16 protein-coding genes and 1 pseudogene are annotated in these 15,598 nt (G+C 65.0%); 16 read left to right on the top strand and 1 reads right to left on the bottom strand.

Going from position 1 to position 15,598, the window contains the following annotated elements; translation table 11 throughout:
- Positions 1–46: 46 nt before the first annotated feature.
- The 3 genes from F7P65_RS05445 to F7P65_RS05455 all read left to right on the top strand — a co-directional run bounded on the left by F7P65_RS05445 (position 47) and on the right by F7P65_RS05455 (position 2,452).
- Positions 47–1,057, top strand: coding sequence for an NAD(P)H-dependent flavin oxidoreductase (locus F7P65_RS05445; RefSeq protein ID WP_150290747.1), 1,011 nt, complete (start codon positions 47–49; stop codon positions 1,055–1,057).
- A gap of 111 nt (positions 1,058–1,168) precedes the next feature.
- Positions 1,169–2,023 (top strand): hypothetical protein, encoded by an 855-nt coding sequence (locus tag F7P65_RS05450; protein WP_150290748.1) that lies wholly within the window; start codon positions 1,169–1,171, stop codon positions 2,021–2,023.
- 114 nt (positions 2,024–2,137) lie between these two features.
- Positions 2,138–2,452, top strand: coding sequence for a DMT family transporter (locus tag F7P65_RS05455; protein ID WP_150290749.1), 315 nt, complete (start codon positions 2,138–2,140; stop codon positions 2,450–2,452).
- Here F7P65_RS05455 and F7P65_RS05460 read toward each other — a convergent pair.
- Entirely contained in the window at positions 2,433–3,107 is a 675-nt protein-coding gene (locus F7P65_RS05460; RefSeq protein ID WP_150290750.1) for a winged helix-turn-helix transcriptional regulator, read from the bottom strand. The genes F7P65_RS05455 and F7P65_RS05460 overlap by 20 nt on opposite strands.
- A gap of 139 nt (positions 3,108–3,246) precedes the next feature.
- Here F7P65_RS05460 and F7P65_RS05465 point away from each other — a divergent pair, with 139 nt between their 5' ends.
- From F7P65_RS05465 to guaB, 13 genes and pseudogenes are all read left to right on the top strand, one after another.
- Complete coding sequence (locus F7P65_RS05465) at positions 3,247–3,687, top strand: VOC family protein (RefSeq protein WP_150290751.1); 441 nt, start codon at positions 3,247–3,249, stop codon at positions 3,685–3,687.
- A gap of 28 nt (positions 3,688–3,715) precedes the next feature.
- Positions 3,716–4,078 carry a DUF1428 domain-containing protein gene (locus F7P65_RS05470; RefSeq protein ID WP_150290752.1) on the top strand — a complete coding sequence of 121 codons (363 nt, stop codon included), beginning with the start codon at positions 3,716–3,718 and terminating at the stop codon, positions 4,076–4,078.
- 12 nt (positions 4,079–4,090) lie between these two features.
- Positions 4,091–4,885 carry a VOC family protein gene (locus F7P65_RS05475; RefSeq protein WP_150290753.1) on the top strand — a complete coding sequence of 265 codons (795 nt, stop codon included), beginning with the start codon at positions 4,091–4,093 and terminating at the stop codon, positions 4,883–4,885.
- 11 nt (positions 4,886–4,896) lie between these two features.
- Positions 4,897–5,388, top strand: coding sequence for a VOC family protein (locus F7P65_RS05480; RefSeq protein ID WP_150290754.1), 492 nt, complete (start codon positions 4,897–4,899; stop codon positions 5,386–5,388).
- Positions 5,385–5,841: pseudogene (locus F7P65_RS05485) on the top strand (SRPBCC domain-containing protein). The gene F7P65_RS05480 and the pseudogene F7P65_RS05485 overlap by 4 nt, the downstream one beginning before the upstream one ends.
- A 95-nt stretch (positions 5,842–5,936) precedes the next feature.
- Positions 5,937–8,213, top strand: a complete 2,277-nt coding sequence (ptsP, locus tag F7P65_RS05490) for a phosphoenolpyruvate--protein phosphotransferase (RefSeq protein WP_150290755.1) — start codon at positions 5,937–5,939, stop codon at positions 8,211–8,213.
- A gap of 80 nt (positions 8,214–8,293) precedes the next feature.
- The gene (locus F7P65_RS05495; RefSeq protein WP_150290756.1) at positions 8,294–9,163 is read left to right on the top strand and encodes a helix-turn-helix domain-containing protein; all 870 of its coding nucleotides are present in this window, start codon (positions 8,294–8,296) and stop codon (positions 9,161–9,163) included.
- Between the two features lie 116 nt (positions 9,164–9,279).
- Positions 9,280–10,188, top strand: coding sequence for a tol-pal system YbgF family protein (locus tag F7P65_RS05500; RefSeq protein ID WP_162854539.1), 909 nt, complete (start codon positions 9,280–9,282; stop codon positions 10,186–10,188).
- A gap of 6 nt (positions 10,189–10,194) precedes the next feature.
- Positions 10,195–11,148, top strand: coding sequence for a tRNA lysidine(34) synthetase TilS (gene tilS / locus F7P65_RS05505; RefSeq protein WP_150290758.1), 954 nt, complete (start codon positions 10,195–10,197; stop codon positions 11,146–11,148).
- 131 nt (positions 11,149–11,279) lie between these two features.
- Positions 11,280–11,471 (top strand): hypothetical protein, encoded by a 192-nt coding sequence (locus F7P65_RS05510; RefSeq protein ID WP_150290759.1) that lies wholly within the window; start codon positions 11,280–11,282, stop codon positions 11,469–11,471.
- Between the two features lie 66 nt (positions 11,472–11,537).
- Positions 11,538–13,487, top strand: coding sequence for an ATP-dependent zinc metalloprotease FtsH (gene ftsH / locus F7P65_RS05515; RefSeq protein WP_150290760.1), 1,950 nt, complete (start codon positions 11,538–11,540; stop codon positions 13,485–13,487).
- A 122-nt stretch (positions 13,488–13,609) separates the two neighbouring features.
- A complete protein-coding gene (locus tag F7P65_RS05520) occupies positions 13,610–13,969 on the top strand; it encodes a hypothetical protein (protein ID WP_150290761.1) in 360 nt (119 codons plus the stop codon).
- A gap of 168 nt (positions 13,970–14,137) precedes the next feature.
- Complete coding sequence (guaB, locus tag F7P65_RS05525; RefSeq protein WP_150290762.1) at positions 14,138–15,595, top strand: IMP dehydrogenase; 1,458 nt, start codon at positions 14,138–14,140, stop codon at positions 15,593–15,595.
- Positions 15,596–15,598 lie beyond the last annotated feature (3 nt).

The raw sequence follows: 15,598 nt of genomic DNA on the forward strand, positions 1-15,598 counted from the left end.
CCCCTCCCCTGAAGGGGAGGGGCTTTTTGATTCTTGAGGCTTGACCATGACGAACGCCAAACTCGCTTCCCTGATGGCCCGCGGCACCGAATTTCTGGGCTGTGAGGTCGCGATCATGTGTGGGGCGATGAGTTGGGTTTCGGAGCGGAACCTGGTGGCGGCGATCTCCAATGCCGGTGGCTTTGGCGTGATCGCCTGCGGGGCGATGACGCCCGAACTGCTCGACAAGGAAATCGCGGCGACCAAGGCGCTGACGAGCAAGCCCTTCGGCGTCAATCTTATCACCATGCATCCGCAGTTGTTCGAACTGATCGATGTCTGCGCGAAGCACAATGTTGGCCATGTCGTGCTCGCGGGCGGCCTGCCGCCCAAGGGCAGCATCGAGGCGATCAAGGAAAAAGGCGCGAAGCTGATCTGCTTTGCCCCCGCATTGGCGCTGGCGAAGAAGCTGGTGCGCTCCGGCGTGGACGCGCTGGTGGTGGAGGGCATGGAGGCCGGCGGTCATATCGGCCCGGTGGCGACCAGCGTGCTGGCGCAGGAAATCCTGCCGGAAATGGCCTCTCAGGTGCCCGTGTTCGTCGCGGGCGGCATCGGTCGGGGCGAGGCGATTGCCGCCTATCTGGAAATGGGCGCGGCGGGCGTGCAGTTGGGCACCCGCTTTGCCTGCGCGACCGAGAGCGTTGCGCATCCGAACTTCAAAAAGGCCTTCTTCCGCGCTTCTGCCCGCGATGCGATTGCCAGTGTGCAGATCGATCCGCGCCTGCCCGTCATTCCGGTGCGCGCGCTCAAAAACGCCGGGACCGAAGCGTTCACCGCCAAGCAGCGCGAAGTCGCCAATCTGCTGGACGGCGGAACGGTCGACATGGGCGAGGCGCAGTTGCAGATCGAACATTATTGGGCAGGCGCTCTCCGCCGCGCGGTGATCGACGGCGATGTCGAGGGCGGCTCGCTGATGGCCGGGCAGTCGGTCGGCATGGTGTCGAAGGAAGAGCCGGTGACCGACATCATCGCCCAATTGCTGGCCGAGGCGGCGGTCGCGCTGGAGCGTCGCGGTTAAATCGGACGAACCGAATCCCTCTCCCGACGAAGCGATTCGCCGGCGGTCGTCGGGAACGCCCGACTTTGCGAAGAGTTGTGCAGTCTGGATGATCTTCAAAGGGATGACAGGTTGCCGCCGCGTGCCGTTTTTCACCGTTTCTGCCATTTAGGTTCCGTCGGTGCGCTGGCGCTGGTCGCGGGGTGTTCCACGCCCGAAAAGGCGCCGCCGACGCCCCCTCCGCCGGTCGTGAGTACGATCAAGCCGCTGCCCCCCATGGGGGCGGTGGACGGGATGAGCATTCCGGAGGTCGCGAGCGACGGCCAATATCTGACGCCCAATCGCGGGGTGACGGCCAATACGGCGCTCTGGCATGTGCGCATGGCGCTCAATGTGGCGGCGCTGTCCTGCCATGGCGTCAATGAACCGGCGCGCATCCAGTATAACCAGATATTGCATGTGCATGAGGCGGCGCTGCGGGAGGCGAATGCGGCGGTCGACCGCAATTATCTGGCCGCCTATGGGACAGGCGGGCTCAAGGCGCGGGAACTGCTGAACACCGTCGTCTATAATTTCTTCGCCCTGCCGCCGGTGACGAAAAGCTTCTGCCCCGTGGCGATCGAGGTGGGGGCCAAGATCCTGGCCATGCCGTCCAGCCAGTTGCTGGCTTACGCGCCAGAGGCGCTGACGGCGCTGGAAAAGCCGTTTCAGGAATTTTACGCAGCCTATGCCGATTATCTGCGGCGGCTGGCCGAATGGCAGTCGCGCTTCGGCGGGACGGTGACGGTGGTGGTGTCGCCCACGCCGCTGCCGCCGCCGCCCATGGCGCCCAGGGAGGTCGCGTCCGGTTTCGCGCCCAATGCGGCGGCCATGACCCCGCCTTCGGCCCTTCTGCCCAACGCTCCGCAAGCGGGGGCGCCGGTCCGGGTCGAAGTGCCGACTTTCCCGCTGACGCCGATGCGGGAAACGTTCATCCCGGCGAAGTAGGCGGTTGCGAAGGGCGGGCGCCTATCCTATCCCGCTCACCAAGCGAGGCCACGTCCTCCCCCCTTGCGGGTTTCAAGTCCGGGACGGCCCGGCTCTCTTGCAAAGGAGGGCCGCATGGCCTGGGTCTATCTGATTATCGCCGGTTTGCTCGAAATCGTCTGGGCTTTTGCGATGAAGCAGTCGCAGGGCTTTTCGCGGCTGACGCCGACGCTTGTCACTCTGGTCGCGATGATCGGCAGTTTCGCGCTGTTGTCGCTGTCGATGAAGAGCCTGCCGCTGGGCACCGCCTACACGATCTGGACCGGCATCGGCGCAGTGGGCGCGTTTCTGGTCGGCATTGCCTTTCTGGGCGAGGCTGCGACGGCCATGCGCCTGCTCGCCGCCATGATGATCCTGGGCGGGCTGGTCCTTATGAAGCTGTCGAGCTGACGGTCGAGGGCGCCTTGGGAGGCAGGGGAAAGAGGCGGACGAAACGCTCCGCCAAGGCCCGGTCCCCCTCGACCCGCAGCGCATCGGCGACAGCCTCGAACGGCGCGCCGCCATAGACCATAGCGGCCAGTGCATTCTGGTCGCCGGACAGGATGACGTCCGCGCCGGCCGCTTCGCCGCGATCGGCGGTGAAGTCGCCATGCTTCAGGATCAGGCGGAATTCTTCCTCCCCGAAGCGCAGGCCGATGGTGGCGTCCATATCTCCGATCCGGCTGCGGTCGATCATCGTGCGCAGCGACAGGATCACCGACACATTGCTCATCGGCATGCCCGGCTCCATCGTTGGCGAACGGCAAGCCCAACGGCCCAGGACCCGGAACAATATTTCCGACTCGAGGCCCCAGTCCGTCAGCTCGTAAATCTGGCTGGCGGCGGGCGGGGGCAGGCGGCGGCGGATGAGGATGCTGGCGGCTTCCAGTTCCTCCAGCCGCTGGGTCAGCACATTGGCGCTGATTCCGGGCAGGCTGGCGCGCAGATCGGTGAAGCGCTTGGGGCCGAGCATCAATTCCCGCATGATCGGCATCGCCCACCGATCCCCGATCAGATCCAGCGCATGGGCGACGGCGCAGCCATCCTGATAAGCCCGTTTCTTCACTTTGGCTGAGTCCTTGGTTATCTTTTCTAACTTAACTGTTGTAGAAGATAATCTACCAGTGCATAAAGTTCAAGTCGGTGAGTCGGCCAAGGACAGTCTTGCACGACCGCCGGACCAGATAATCCCGAGGAGATGTGCGATGTCGAATGCCCCTACTCCGAAGATGATTTTCGTGAACCTGCCGGTGCGGGACCTGCCGGCCTCCATCGCCTTTTACGAGGCGGTAGGCGCGGTCAGGAACAAGGATTTCGCCGATGACAGCGCCCAGATGCTGAGTTTTTCCGAAAGCATCCATGTCATGCTGCTGACGCATGAGCGGTTCACCGGTTTCACGCCGCGCAAGATTCCCGACGCGCATGCAACCGCCCAGGTGCTGCTGGCGTTGAGCGAAGCGAGCCGGGCGGAGGTCGATGCGACGACGGAAAGGGCACTGGCCGCGGGTGGGACCGAACCCAATCCGCAGCAGGACCATGGCTTCATGTATGGCCGCAGCTTTGCCGATCTGGACGGCCACATCTGGGAGGTGACGTGGATGGACGTGGAAGCGGCGCTGGCGGCGAACAAGGAAGCAGCCGCCTGAAACTGCGCCTTTCATCAGGAGAGATGTCATGAGCTATATGGACGGTTTCGTGATCCCGGTGCCTAAGGGCAATAAGGAAAAATACCGGGAAGTCGCGGCCTATGCCGCGCCCATCTTCATCGAATATGGCGCGCTGCGGATCGTGGAGTGCTGGGCGAACGATATCAAACCCGGCAAGGTGAATGACTTCCGCACGGCGGTCATCGCGGAGGAAGGCGAGGAAGTCGTCTTTTCCTGGATCGAGTGGCCCGACAAGGCCACGCGCGACGCGGGCGCGGAAAAGGTGATGAAGGACCCACGGATGCAGCCCAAGGAAGGGGAGGAGATGCCCTTTTCCGGCGCGCGGCTGATCTATGGCGGATTTGAGGTTCTGCTCGACGCAAAAGCCTGAAGGAGAGGGACGATGACCGATTTGAACGGCAAATTCTTCTGGTACGAGCTGATGACCAGCGATCCGGCAGCGGCACTCGCCTTTTATGGGGATGTGGTCGGCTGGACGGCGCAGGCCTTTGGCGGCGGCCATGACTATCAGGTGATTTCCGGCAGCGCCGGGCCGACGGGCGGGATCATGGCGATCCCGGCGGAGGCCAGGGACTGTGGCATGAAGCCCTGGTGGGGCGGCTATGTGGGGTCGGCCGATGTCGATGCCGATGCGAAGCGGCTGGCCGAGGCCGGCGGTTCCGTGAAGCGCGCGCCGGAGGATATTCCCGGCGTCGGACGCTTCGCGGTGATGAGCGATCCGGGCGGCGCGGTGTTCATGCTGCTCAAGGGCTCCAGCCCGGAGGGGATGGATGCGCCGCCGCCGATGGCGAACGGGCATATCGGCTGGCATGAGCTGTATAGCGGCAATTTCGATGCCGATCTGGCCTTCTATACCTCCCAGTTCGGCTGGGGGAAGGGTGAGGCCATGGATATGGGGGAAATGGGCAGCTACCAGCTTTTCTCCCAGGACGGATCGACGGACTTCAACGGCATGAGCGGCGGCATGATGGCGCGGCCCAAGGAAGTGCCGGTGCCGGTCTGGCTGTTCTACTTCGTCGTGCCGGACATCGATGTCGCGACCGACAAGGTGAGGACGGGCGGCGGAACCGTACTCAACGGGCCGGTGCAGGTGCCGGGCGGCGCATGGATCATCCAGGCGAGCGATCCGCAGGGCGCGATGTTCGCCCTGGTGGGCATGCGTGCAGACGCGAAATAGGGAGAGTTGTCATGTCCAGGATTTCACCCTGCCTATGGTATAATGGGAAGGCCGAGGAAGCCGCGCGCTTCTATGTCTCGATTTTCGGCGGATCGGTGGATGCCGTCAGCCATTATCCCGAAAATTCGCCGGTGCCTTCGCCCTTCAAGGGGGGCGATGTGCTGGTGGTGGAATTCACCTTGTTCGGCGACAGCTATCAAGCGCTGAACGGCGGGCCGGAATTCGGCTTTACCGAGGCCCTGTCGCTGTCCGTATCCTGTCAGGATCAGGCGGAACTCGACCGCTATTTCGATGCGCTGACCGCCGATGGCGGGTCGCCCGGACCCTGCGGCTGGCTGAAGGACAAATATGGCGTGTCCTGGCAGTTGGTGTCGCAGGAGATCATGGACCTTTACAAGACCGGCAACGGCCCCGGCATCCAGCGGATGATGGCGGTGATGATGACCATGCAGAAGCTGGATCTGGGCCGGATGAAGGCGGCGTTCGAAGGAGAGGCGGCATGAGCGGCACGGAATTCGAACTGTCCGTGACCTGCCATATCGCCGCCCCGCGCCAGATCGCGTGGAAGGTGTGGACCGACCTCAAGGACGAATGGTTCTGTCCCAAGCCGTGGCGAGCCGAGGTCATCGAGGAGGATCTGCGACCCGGCGGGCGCAGCGCCGTGCGGATGTTCGGCCCCGATGGCGAGGACACCGGCCCGATGGAGGGCGTGATCCTGGAGGTGGTGCCGATGGAGAAGGTGGTGACCACTGACGCCTATGCGTCCGGCTGGGTGCCGCAAACGCCGTTCATGACGGCGATCTGGCACTTTGCCGACGAAGGGGAGGGGACGCGCTTTACCGCGACGGCCCGGCACTGGAATGGCGAAGCACAAGGAGATGGGATTCCATCCCGGCTGGGATCAGATGGCGGAGCAGTTCAAGGCGCTCTGCGAAATTTCGGCGGCAAGCGCCTAGGGCTTTTTACGTTGCCTGCACCGGACACGCAAAAACCGCTGGAACCGCGCATATTCGCCTTGGAAAGCGGGGGGGCGATCTGTTAGCGCTTGACCATGTCCAGCACGCCCGCCGCCGCCGCCCGCCAGATCCTCACCCGCTTGCAGGAGGTGATGGCCGCGCGAACCAGCGCGCAGGCGAAGCTGAACAAGGTGGTGGAGATTATCGGCGAAGCCCTGTCGAGCGAGGTCTGCTCCATCTATCTGGTGCGCGAGGGGGTGCTGGAACTGTTTGCGACCCGCGGGCTGAAGCAGGAAGCGGTGCACGTCACCCGCATGGCGATGGGCGAGGGTCTGGTCGGCATGATCGCCACCAATGTCGAGACGCTGAATCTGGACGAGGCTGCCTCGCACCCCGACTATGCCTATCGCCCCGAAACGGGGGAGGAACTGTTCCACAGCTTTGCCGGCGTGCCCATCGTACGGCGCGAGCGAGCCATTGGCGTCTTGTGTGTGCAGCATGTGGAACCCCGTCGATATGAGGAGGTCGAGATTGAAGCGCTCCAGACCGTGGCGATGGTGTTGTCCGAACTGATCGCCAATGCGGAACTGGCCGATGACGGGCCGCTTGACAGCCGGGTGCAGGATACGGGCAGTTCGGTGCTGCACGGGCTGCAACTTGTCATGGGCATGGCGCGGGGCCATGCGGTCTTCCACCAGCCGCGCGTCCATATCGAACATACCGTGGCCGAGGATACGGAGGCCGAACGGCAGCGCGTCATTTCCGCCTTCACCAAGATGCGCGAGCAGATCGACCGGATGACGGGCGCGGCCGAATTCGGCACGGAAGGCGAGCATCAGGAGGTGCTCGAGACCTACAAGATGTTCGCCTATGACGAGGGGTGGATCAGGCGCATCAACGAAGCCATTGACAGCGGCCTGACCGCCGAAGCCGCCATCGAGCGCGTGCAGCAGCGCACCCGCATGCGCATGCGGCAGATTGACGACCCGCTGCTTCAGGACCGGATGCACGATCTGGAGGATATGGCGAACCGGCTGCTGCGGATCGTGTCGGGGCAACTCGGGACGGCGGCGCAACTGGGGTTGCGGCAGGATGCGATCCTGATCGCGCGCAATCTGGGGCCGGCGGAGCTGTTGGAATATGACCGGCGGCGGCTGAAGGGCGTCATTCTCGAAGAGGGATCGCTGACCGCCCATGTCACCATCGTCGCGCGGGCCATGGGCGTGCCGGTTCTGGGGCGCGTGCGCGACGTTCGCCATCAGGTGAATGAGGGCGACCTGATCCTGATGGACGTGGCCGCCAATAATCTGCTGATCCGCCCGACGCCCGACATGGAGGAGGCGTTCGAAAACAAGCTGCATGTGACGCAGAAGCGCCGGGCCGAATTCGCGGCGATGCGCGACCTGCCCTCCGTCACCACGGACGGCCAGCGGATCGAGCTGATGGTGAATGCGGGACTGCGCGAGGACGCGCAGGCGCTGGATATCGTCGGCGCCGATGGCATCGGCCTGTTCCGCACCGAATTCCAGTTCCTGGTGTCCGCCACCCTGCCGCAGCGGGAAAAGCAGCAGCGGCTCTATCGCGACGTGCTGGATGCGGCGGGCGACCGGCCCGTCATCTTCCGCACCGTCGACATCGGCGGCGACAAGGCGCTGCCCTATATGAACCGCGACGATGACGAGGAACTGGAGGACAATCCGGCGATGGGCTGGCGCGCCCTGCGGCTGGCGCTCGACCGCGACGGGTTGATGAAGGCGCAGGCCCGTGCCTTGCTGGAGGCGGCTGCGGGCAAGGTGCTGCACGTCATGTTCCCGATGGTGTCGGAACCCTGGGAATATGAGCAGGCGCGCGCGCTGGTGGAGCATCAGCGGCAATGGCTGGCATCGCAGAAGAAGAAGCTGCCGGTGGCGGTGCGCTATGGTGCGATGCTGGAGGTGCCGGCGCTGGCCGAGGTGCTGGACCTGTTGCTGCCGCGTCTGGATTTCCTCTCCATCGGCACCAACGACCTGACCCAGTTCCTGTTTGCCGCAGACCGCGCCCATCCCCGGCTGGCGGAGCGCTATGACTGGCTGAGCATCGCGATCCTGCGTTTTCTGGACCGGGTGGTGCGCGCGTGCGAAGCCTATGAAGTGCCGGTCGGCGTGTGTGGCGAAATGGGCGGGCGGACGCTGGAGGCGATGGCGCTGGTGGGTCTGGGCGTGCGGCGGCTGTCGATCACGCCGGCCTCGGTCGGGCCGGTCAAGGCCATGATCCGCTCCATCGATGCAGCGGAATTGCGGGCGCTGATGCGCGAATTGCTGGACAAGGGCGTCACCGATATGCGTTCGGCGCTGACCGAATGGGTCGGTGAACGGGGTATCGAATTGAATTAGCGGCATGGATGCGCGCTTTTCCGCCCGAATGGGCGGCAAGCGGCGTTGACAATCCCCGTCCCGGAATGAGACAGAGCAGCATGGCAGAAGAAGTCGAACAGGAACCCGGGGTCGCGGCGCCGGAACGGCTGGGTACTCCGGGCGCGCGGCTGCGCGCGGCGCGGGAGGCGCAGGGGCTGTCGATCCAGGATGTGGCGACCCGCACGCGCATTGCCCAGCGGCAGTTGGAGGCGATTGAGCGCGACGATTATGCCGCTTTGCCGGGCATCCCCTATGCAGTCGGTTTCGCCCGCGCCTATGCCCGCGCCATCGACGTGGACGAGGTGGGGATCGCCGCCGATGTGCGCAACGCCGTCCATAATTCCGATCTGGGCGCGAACCGGTATGAGGCGTTCGAGCCGGCCGATCCGGCGCGGGTGCCTTCGCGCATGCTGGCCTGGACGGCGGCGGCCATCGTCGTGGTCCTGGTGGCAGGCTTCGCGATCTGGCGGACGCAGGTGATGACTCCGCCGACGACCGACGAAATCGCGGCGCAACAGACGGCGCCCACGCCTGCTGCGGCCAAGCCCGCCGCGGGCGCACCTGTCGCGCCGGTGGTGCAGACGGTGGTGTTCACCGCCAATGACGATGTGTGGCTGCGCATCTATGACGAGGCGGGCGAGCGGTTGAAGGACGGCCTGATGAAGAAGGGGGACAGCTTCACCCTGCCGGCCAATGCGCGCAATCCCATGATCCTGACGGGCCGTCCGCAGGCCCTGACCGTGACGGTCGGTGGCAAGGCCATCGCACCGCTGGGTCCGCCGGACCGCACCATATCGGATGTGCCGGTCAATGCCGAAGCGCTGCTCGCCCGCGCCGCGCCCGCGCCTCAGGCGGGGGCGACGCCCGCCACGCCCGCTGCCGCGTCGGCGCCGGTCGTTCAGGCTCCCATGCCTGCCGCCGGCAACTGACACGGTACTGACAGCGGCAAGGGGGGACGCTTCGACGCCGGGCCGTCAACGTCCCGCTTTACCGCGCGAAATCTCGCCCTATGGTTAAGGGCGAATATCTAAAGTCGGGGATTATCATGCGTAACGCCTTTCTTGCGGGCTCTTTGGCGCTGGGGGCGCCCGTGCTGTTCGCTCTTGCTTCGCCGGTCGCGGCCCAGAATGTCGGCATCGATGTGCGGGTGGATCGACTGGAAAAGGAAATGCGCGCGGTGCAGCGCAAAGTGTTTCCGGCAGGTACACCGCTGGAGGCGGAAATCACGCGCCCAGCCGCACCTGCGGTCGTGCCGGGTTCGCCCAGCTCCACGCCGGTGGCCGACCTGACGGCGCGGGTGAATGCGCTGGAATCGCAGCTTGCCTCCATCACCGGACAGGTCGAGGAAAACAGCTTCAAGCTCAAGCAGTTGGAAGATGCGTTCAACCGCTACAAGGCCGAACAGGAAAGCCGCGCCGCGCCGGTGGTGGTGCCGCCGGCCGTGCGTCCCGCTGATCCCGCGCCCGCCGCGACCCGGCCGGGCGCGCCGAAGCCCGCCGCCAATGGCGCAAGCGACGAACGCAAGGCCGCCGTGGCCGGGATCGAACGGCCCTCCACCGGCAATGAAGCGGATGACGCCTACACCTACGGGTTCCGCCTGTGGGATGCGAAATTCTATCCGGAGGCGCAGGCGCAGCTCAAATCGACCGTCGACAAATATGGCGCCAGCCCGGTCGCGAGCAAGGCGTCGAACCTGCTGGGCCGCGCCTATCTGGACGATGGCAAGCCCGCGCTGGCGTCGGTCGCCTTCTATGAAAATTACCAGAAGCGCCCCAGGGGCGACCGCGCGCCCGACAGCCTCGCCTATCTGGGCGAGGCGCTGATCCAGCTCAAGAAGCCCGCCGATGCCTGCAAGGTCTATTCGGAACTGGAGCAGGTCTATGGCGCGAGCCTGTCGACCGGCTTGCGCGGCATGATGGACAAGGGCCGCGCCCGGGCGAAGTGCAGCGCCTGACGCCCCATGGCTGAAGGCGATCTTCCGACGCATCTGAGGCAAGCGATCGGGGCGCTGGTGGAGGATGCCGCCAGCGCCCGTTTCGGCGTCGCGGTTTCGGGCGGGCCGGACAGCATGGCCCTGCTGGATCTGATGGCGCAGCTTTTTCCGGGGCGGGTCGAAGCGGCCACGGTCGATCATGGCTTGCGCGAAGCCTCCGCTGCCGAAGCGGCGATGGTGGCGGATTGGTGCCGGGCGGCGGGCATCGCCCATGCCACCTTGCACCCCGATGGGGCGGTGCGCGGCAATGTGCAAAGCTGGGCGCGGGCGCAGCGCTACGCCTTGCTGGAAGGCTGGCGGGCCGAACGCGGGCTGGACTGGCTGCTGACCGCGCATCATGCCGACGACCAGTTGGAAACGCTCCTGATGCGGCTCAACCGCGGGGCGGGGGTGAGCGGCCTTGCGGGCGTGCGGGCGCGGCAGGGCGTCGTGCTGCGGCCGTTGCTGGAGGTGCGCAAGGCGGCATTGCGCGACCATGTTCAGGATCGTGGCCTGCCCCATGTGGAGGACCCGTCGAACAGCGATCCGCGTTTCGACCGGGCGGCGTTGCGCGCCACGCTGGCCGGGGTGGACTGGATCGACGTGGCGGCGGCGGGCCGGAGCGCGGCGGCGCTGGCCGAGGTCGGGGATGCGCTGGATTGGGTGGTCGACGGGCTGGAAGCGAGCCATGTCCGGGCGGATGACGCAGATGCCAAGGGGCTGGTGCTGGATCGGACTGACCTGCCGCGTGAATTGCTCCGCCGGTTGGTGCTGCGCATGTTGGCGCGCTTGCAGCCCGCAGCCGCCGCGCCCCGGGGGGAGGCGATCGACCGGCTGATCGCGGCCGCCCGGGACGGCGGCCAGGCGAGCATCGGGCGGGCGTTGCTGAAGGGCGGGCCGCGCTGGACGATGCGGATCGCGCCCCCGCGACGGTGGCAGTAAGGTCGTTACGCAAAGGTTCCACGGCCTGGCGCATGACTCGCCCATTCCGTCGAATCGGGCGTACGCAATGACCTTTCCTTAACGGCTGGGCTGGTTAATGGGGGGCGACTGAGCGTGGGAAGTTTCGATTCATGATGGAATTTGCGGCACTGACTTATGGTCTGCTGGCCAGTGTCATCCTTTCGGCGGCACAGCGTAACCGTCGGCTGGCGCGGCCTCATCCGCCGTTGCTGCTGTACACGGGCTATGTGCTGTGCGGCCTTTCGGCCGGGGTCGCGGTGATCCTGGCCTATATCGCCCTGTCGCAATTTGTCGGCGGTTAAGCCTTTAGCGCTGTGCTTGCGATTTTGCTGCGGCATCCTATCTTGCCGGGTGAAAGAGAGTGGTGAATGAACGACGAGAAAGACCCGCAGGGTAATCCCTGGATCAAGAGTGCGATGATTTGGGCAGGGGTCATTGTCGCCCTGCTCCTCTTCGTCTCGATGTTCGACAGCCGCACGGCGTCGAGCGCAGGGACCGGCATTGCCTATTCGGAATTCCGCGCCAAGGTGCAGGAAGGGCAGGTCAAGGACGTCGCCATCGCCACCGACCGGATTTCCGGCACGCTGTCGAGCGGGCAGAAGTTCAGCACCGTGCCCGTGAACGATCCGGGCCTGACCGGCCTGCTGGACGACTATAATGTCAAATATTCCGGCCAGGCGGAGGAGCAGCCGAGCTTCTGGATGATCCTGATCTACCAGTCGCTGCCGTTCCTGCTGATCCTCGGCATTGCCTTCTTCGTGCTGCGTCAGATGCAGAAGGGTGGCGGCGCGGGCGGTGCGATGGGCTTCGGCAAGTCCAAGGCCAAGCTGCTGACCGAAAAGCATGGCAAGGTGACCTTCGACGATGTCGCGGGCATCGATGAGGCTCGTGAAGAGCTTCAGGAAATCGTCGAATTTTTGAAGGACCCCACCAAATTTGCGCGGCTCGGCGGCAAGATCCCCAAGGGCGCGTTGCTGGTCGGTTCGCCGGGGACGGGCAAGACCCTGCTCGCCCGCGCCATTGCGGGTGAGGCTGGCGTGCCCTTCTTTACCATTTCGGGTTCGGATTTCGTCGAGATGTTTGTCGGCGTCGGCGCGAGCCGCGTGCGCGACATGTTCGAGCAGGCGAAGAAGAACGCGCCCTGCATCGTCTTCATCGACGAAATCGACGCGGTCGGCCGTCATCGTGGCGCGGGTCTGGGCAACGGCAATGACGAGCGCGAGCAGACGCTGAACCAGCTTCTGGTCGAGATGGACGGTTTCGAGGCCAATGAGGGCATCATCATCGTCGCGGCGACCAACCGCCCCGACGTGCTGGACCCCGCTTTGCTGCGTCCGGGCCGCTTCGACCGTCAGGTCGTGGTGCCGCGCCCCGACATTGAAGGCCGTGAGAAGATTCTGGCCGTGCACATGAAGAAGGTGCCGTTGGCGCCGGACGTTAATCCGCGCACCATCGCGCGGGGTACGCCCGGTTTCTCGGGTGCCGATCTTGCGAACCTTGTCAATGAAGCGGCGCTGATGGCGGCGCGGCGGGGCAAGCGTCTGGTCGCGATGGATGAGTTCGAGGCGGCCAAGGACAAGGTGATGATGGGCAGCGAGCGCCGCTCCATGGTCATGACCGACGATGAAAAGAAGATGACCGCCTATCATGAGGCGGGTCACGCCATCGTCGCGGTCCATGAGCCGGCCTCCGATCCGATCCACAAGGCGACGATCATCCCGCGCGGCCGCGCGCTGGGCATGGTGATGCGCCTGCCGGAGCGGGACAGCTACAGCTACCACCGCGACAAGATGCACGCGAACATGGCCGTCGCCATGGGCGGGCGCGTCGCCGAGGAGATCATCTTCGGTTATGACAAGGTGTCGTCGGGTGCTTCGGGCGATATCCAGTACGCGACCAAGCTGGCGCGGGACATGGTGACCCAGTGGGGCATGTCGGACAAGCTGGGGCCGCTGCAATATGAAGAGCAGCAGGGAGAGACCTTCCTCGGCTATTCGCAGAGCCAGCGCGTCCATATGTCGGATGAGACGGCGAAGCTGATCGATAAGGAAATTCGCGGACTGGTGGAGCAGGGTTATGACCGTGCTCAGGAAATCCTGAAGGGTCATGAGGATCAATTGCACCTGCTCGCCAACGCGATGCTCGAATATGAGACGCTGAGCGGCGAGGAGATCAAGACGCTGCTCGACAAGGGCGAGATCACCCGCGACGACGGCACGACGATCAAGCCTTCGGTCATTCCTGCGGTGGGGTCCTCAATCCCCAAGACGCGGCGGCGAAAGGGGCCGTTTGGCGACCCGACGCCTGCCGGGGCCTGATTGGGCGGATGGTTTTGAAAAAAGGGGCGCTGCCGGAAGGTGGCGCCCTTTTTTGATTCCGCCGCCGGCCATCCAGGCTGGCTGCGATTGCGAAGGCGGTCATGCTGCGATAATGGCGCCGCATGGCTAAAGCTGATCGCCTTGAACGTTTGGATGTCCGCCGTCTGGAACTGGAAGCGGAATATCGCGACCTATTGCTGGAGGCGCTGCGGGTCACGGCTTCGGGTAAATGGGGACTTTTCGACCATAATGGGAATCGTGCGACCCGCGCCGCGATTGCGCCCGTCATCGCGCAACTGGCGGAAATCGGCGAAGCGATCGACGATATGCGCGAACAGTTGATGATGGATCCGTTTGAATTGCAGCAGCAATTTCTCGCGGCTCGCGGCCCGGTCAGCGCGCACGCCGTCGGCGAACCCAAGCAGGCGCAGGCCTGGCTCGATCGTTTGGCACGCGACGAGGGCGGCAGTCGCCAGCCATAAGAGCGCCGGTTAAAGCGCGTTTCTTCCTGCCGTCGCGGCGGCACTTTGCACCGCACGCAATAAAATGACTGCAAGGGACTGGTCGTTTTCCTGCTTAATGGTTACATGGGCCGCCACGAATCCCCCAGCGGCCTGCCTCCGGCCCGCGCAGTAGAAAGTGGCTTTCACATGGATATCCGCCTCGGCCTCACCTTCGACGACGTGCTGTTGCAGCCCGGCGAATCCGATGTGCTGCCCAGCCAGGCAGACACCAGCACCCATGTGACGAAGGCGATCAAGCTCAACATCCCGATCCTGTCGTCCGCCATGGACACGGTGACCGAGGCTGACATGGCGATCGTCATGGCGCAGTTGGGCGGCATCGGCGTGCTGCATCGCAACCTGTCGGTGGAGGAACAGGCGGACGCCGTGCGCGCGGTCAAGCGCTTCGAAAGCGGCATGGTCGTCAATCCCATCACCATCCTGCCCACCGCCACCCTGGCCGATGCGCAGATGCTGATGCAGCGTCACAAGATCAGCGGCATTCCGGTGGTGGAGTCCTCGGGCAAGCTGGTCGGCATCGTGACGAACCGCGACGTGCGCTTTGCCGAAAATCCGGCGCAGCCGGTCAGCGAGCTGATGACGAAGGACAATCTCGCCACGGTGAAGGCGGGCGTCGGTCAGGATGAAGCGATGCGCCTGCTGCACCAGCGCCGGATCGAAAAGCTGCTGGTGGTGGACGACAGCTATCACTGCGTCGGCCTCATCACCGTCAAGGATATCGAAAAGGCGGTCACCTATCCGCAGGCGACCAAGGACGCGTCGGGCCGCCTGCGCGTCGCCGCCGCGAGCACGGTGGGCGACAAGGGGCTGGAACGCAGCAAGGCGCTGATCGACGCGGAATGCGACCTAATCGTCATCGACACCGCGCACGGCCACAGCAAGCAGGTCGCCGTCGCGGTGGAGGCGGTGAAGAAGCTGTCCAACCATGTTCAGGTGGTCGCGGGCAATGTCGCCACCGCCGAAGCCACCAAGGCGCTGATCGACGCGGGCGCGGACTGCGTGAAGGTCGGCATCGGGCCGGGGTCGATCTGTACCACCCGCGTGGTGGCGGGCGTCGGCGTGCCGCAGCTCACCGCCGTCATGGATTCGGCGGAGGAAGCCGCCAGGCAGGGCGTGCCGGTGATCGCCGATGGCGGCCTGCGCACCTCCGGCGACGTGGCCAAGGCGCTGGCGGCAGGCGCGGGCTGCGTCATGGTCGGGTCGCTGCTGGCGGGCACGGCGGAAGCGCCGGGCGAAACCTTCCTCTATCAGGGCCGCGCCTATAAGAGCTATCGCGGCATGGGCAGCGTCGGCGCCATGGCGCGCGGCTCGGCGGACCGCTATTTCCAAGCGGACATCAAGGACCAGATGAAGCTGGTGCCCGAAGGCATTGAGGGTCAGGTGCCGTTCAAGGGACCGGCCAAGGACGTCATCCACCAGCTGGTCGGCGGGGTGAAGGCGGCGATGGGCTATACCGGCAGCCGCACGATCAAGGATCTTCAGGAACGCGCCCGCTTCGTCCAGATCACCAATGCGGGGCTTTCGGAAAGCCATGTGCATGACGTGACGATCACCCGCGAAGCGCCCAATTATCCGACGCGCTAAGGG

Origin of the sequence: Sphingobium estronivorans, assembly GCF_008692605.1 — a bacterium.
In the GTDB taxonomy this organism is placed as follows: Bacteria; Pseudomonadota; Alphaproteobacteria; order Sphingomonadales; family Sphingomonadaceae; genus Sphingobium; species Sphingobium estronivorans.

Coding starts and splice junctions, on each gene's coding strand:
- F7P65_RS05470 (WP_150290752.1), top strand. CDS start 3,716: ATGAGCTATATGGACGGTTTCGTGATCCCGGTGCCTAAGGGCAATAAG.
- F7P65_RS05510 (WP_150290759.1), top strand. CDS start 11,280: ATGATGGAATTTGCGGCACTGACTTATGGTCTGCTGGCCAGTGTCATC.
- ftsH (WP_150290760.1), top strand. CDS start 11,538: ATGAACGACGAGAAAGACCCGCAGGGTAATCCCTGGATCAAGAGTGCG.
- F7P65_RS05465 (WP_150290751.1), top strand. CDS start 3,247: ATGTCGAATGCCCCTACTCCGAAGATGATTTTCGTGAACCTGCCGGTG.
- tilS (WP_150290758.1), top strand. CDS start 10,195: ATGGCTGAAGGCGATCTTCCGACGCATCTGAGGCAAGCGATCGGGGCG.
- ptsP (WP_150290755.1), top strand. CDS start 5,937: ATGTCCAGCACGCCCGCCGCCGCCGCCCGCCAGATCCTCACCCGCTTG.
- F7P65_RS05475 (WP_150290753.1), top strand. CDS start 4,091: ATGACCGATTTGAACGGCAAATTCTTCTGGTACGAGCTGATGACCAGC.
- F7P65_RS05520 (WP_150290761.1), top strand. CDS start 13,610: ATGGCTAAAGCTGATCGCCTTGAACGTTTGGATGTCCGCCGTCTGGAA.
- F7P65_RS05500 (WP_162854539.1), top strand. CDS start 9,280: ATGCGTAACGCCTTTCTTGCGGGCTCTTTGGCGCTGGGGGCGCCCGTG.
- F7P65_RS05480 (WP_150290754.1), top strand. CDS start 4,897: ATGTCCAGGATTTCACCCTGCCTATGGTATAATGGGAAGGCCGAGGAA.
- F7P65_RS05455 (WP_150290749.1), top strand. CDS start 2,138: ATGGCCTGGGTCTATCTGATTATCGCCGGTTTGCTCGAAATCGTCTGG.
- guaB (WP_150290762.1), top strand. CDS start 14,138: ATGGATATCCGCCTCGGCCTCACCTTCGACGACGTGCTGTTGCAGCCC.
- F7P65_RS05445 (WP_150290747.1), top strand. CDS start 47: ATGACGAACGCCAAACTCGCTTCCCTGATGGCCCGCGGCACCGAATTT.
- F7P65_RS05495 (WP_150290756.1), top strand. CDS start 8,294: ATGGCAGAAGAAGTCGAACAGGAACCCGGGGTCGCGGCGCCGGAACGG.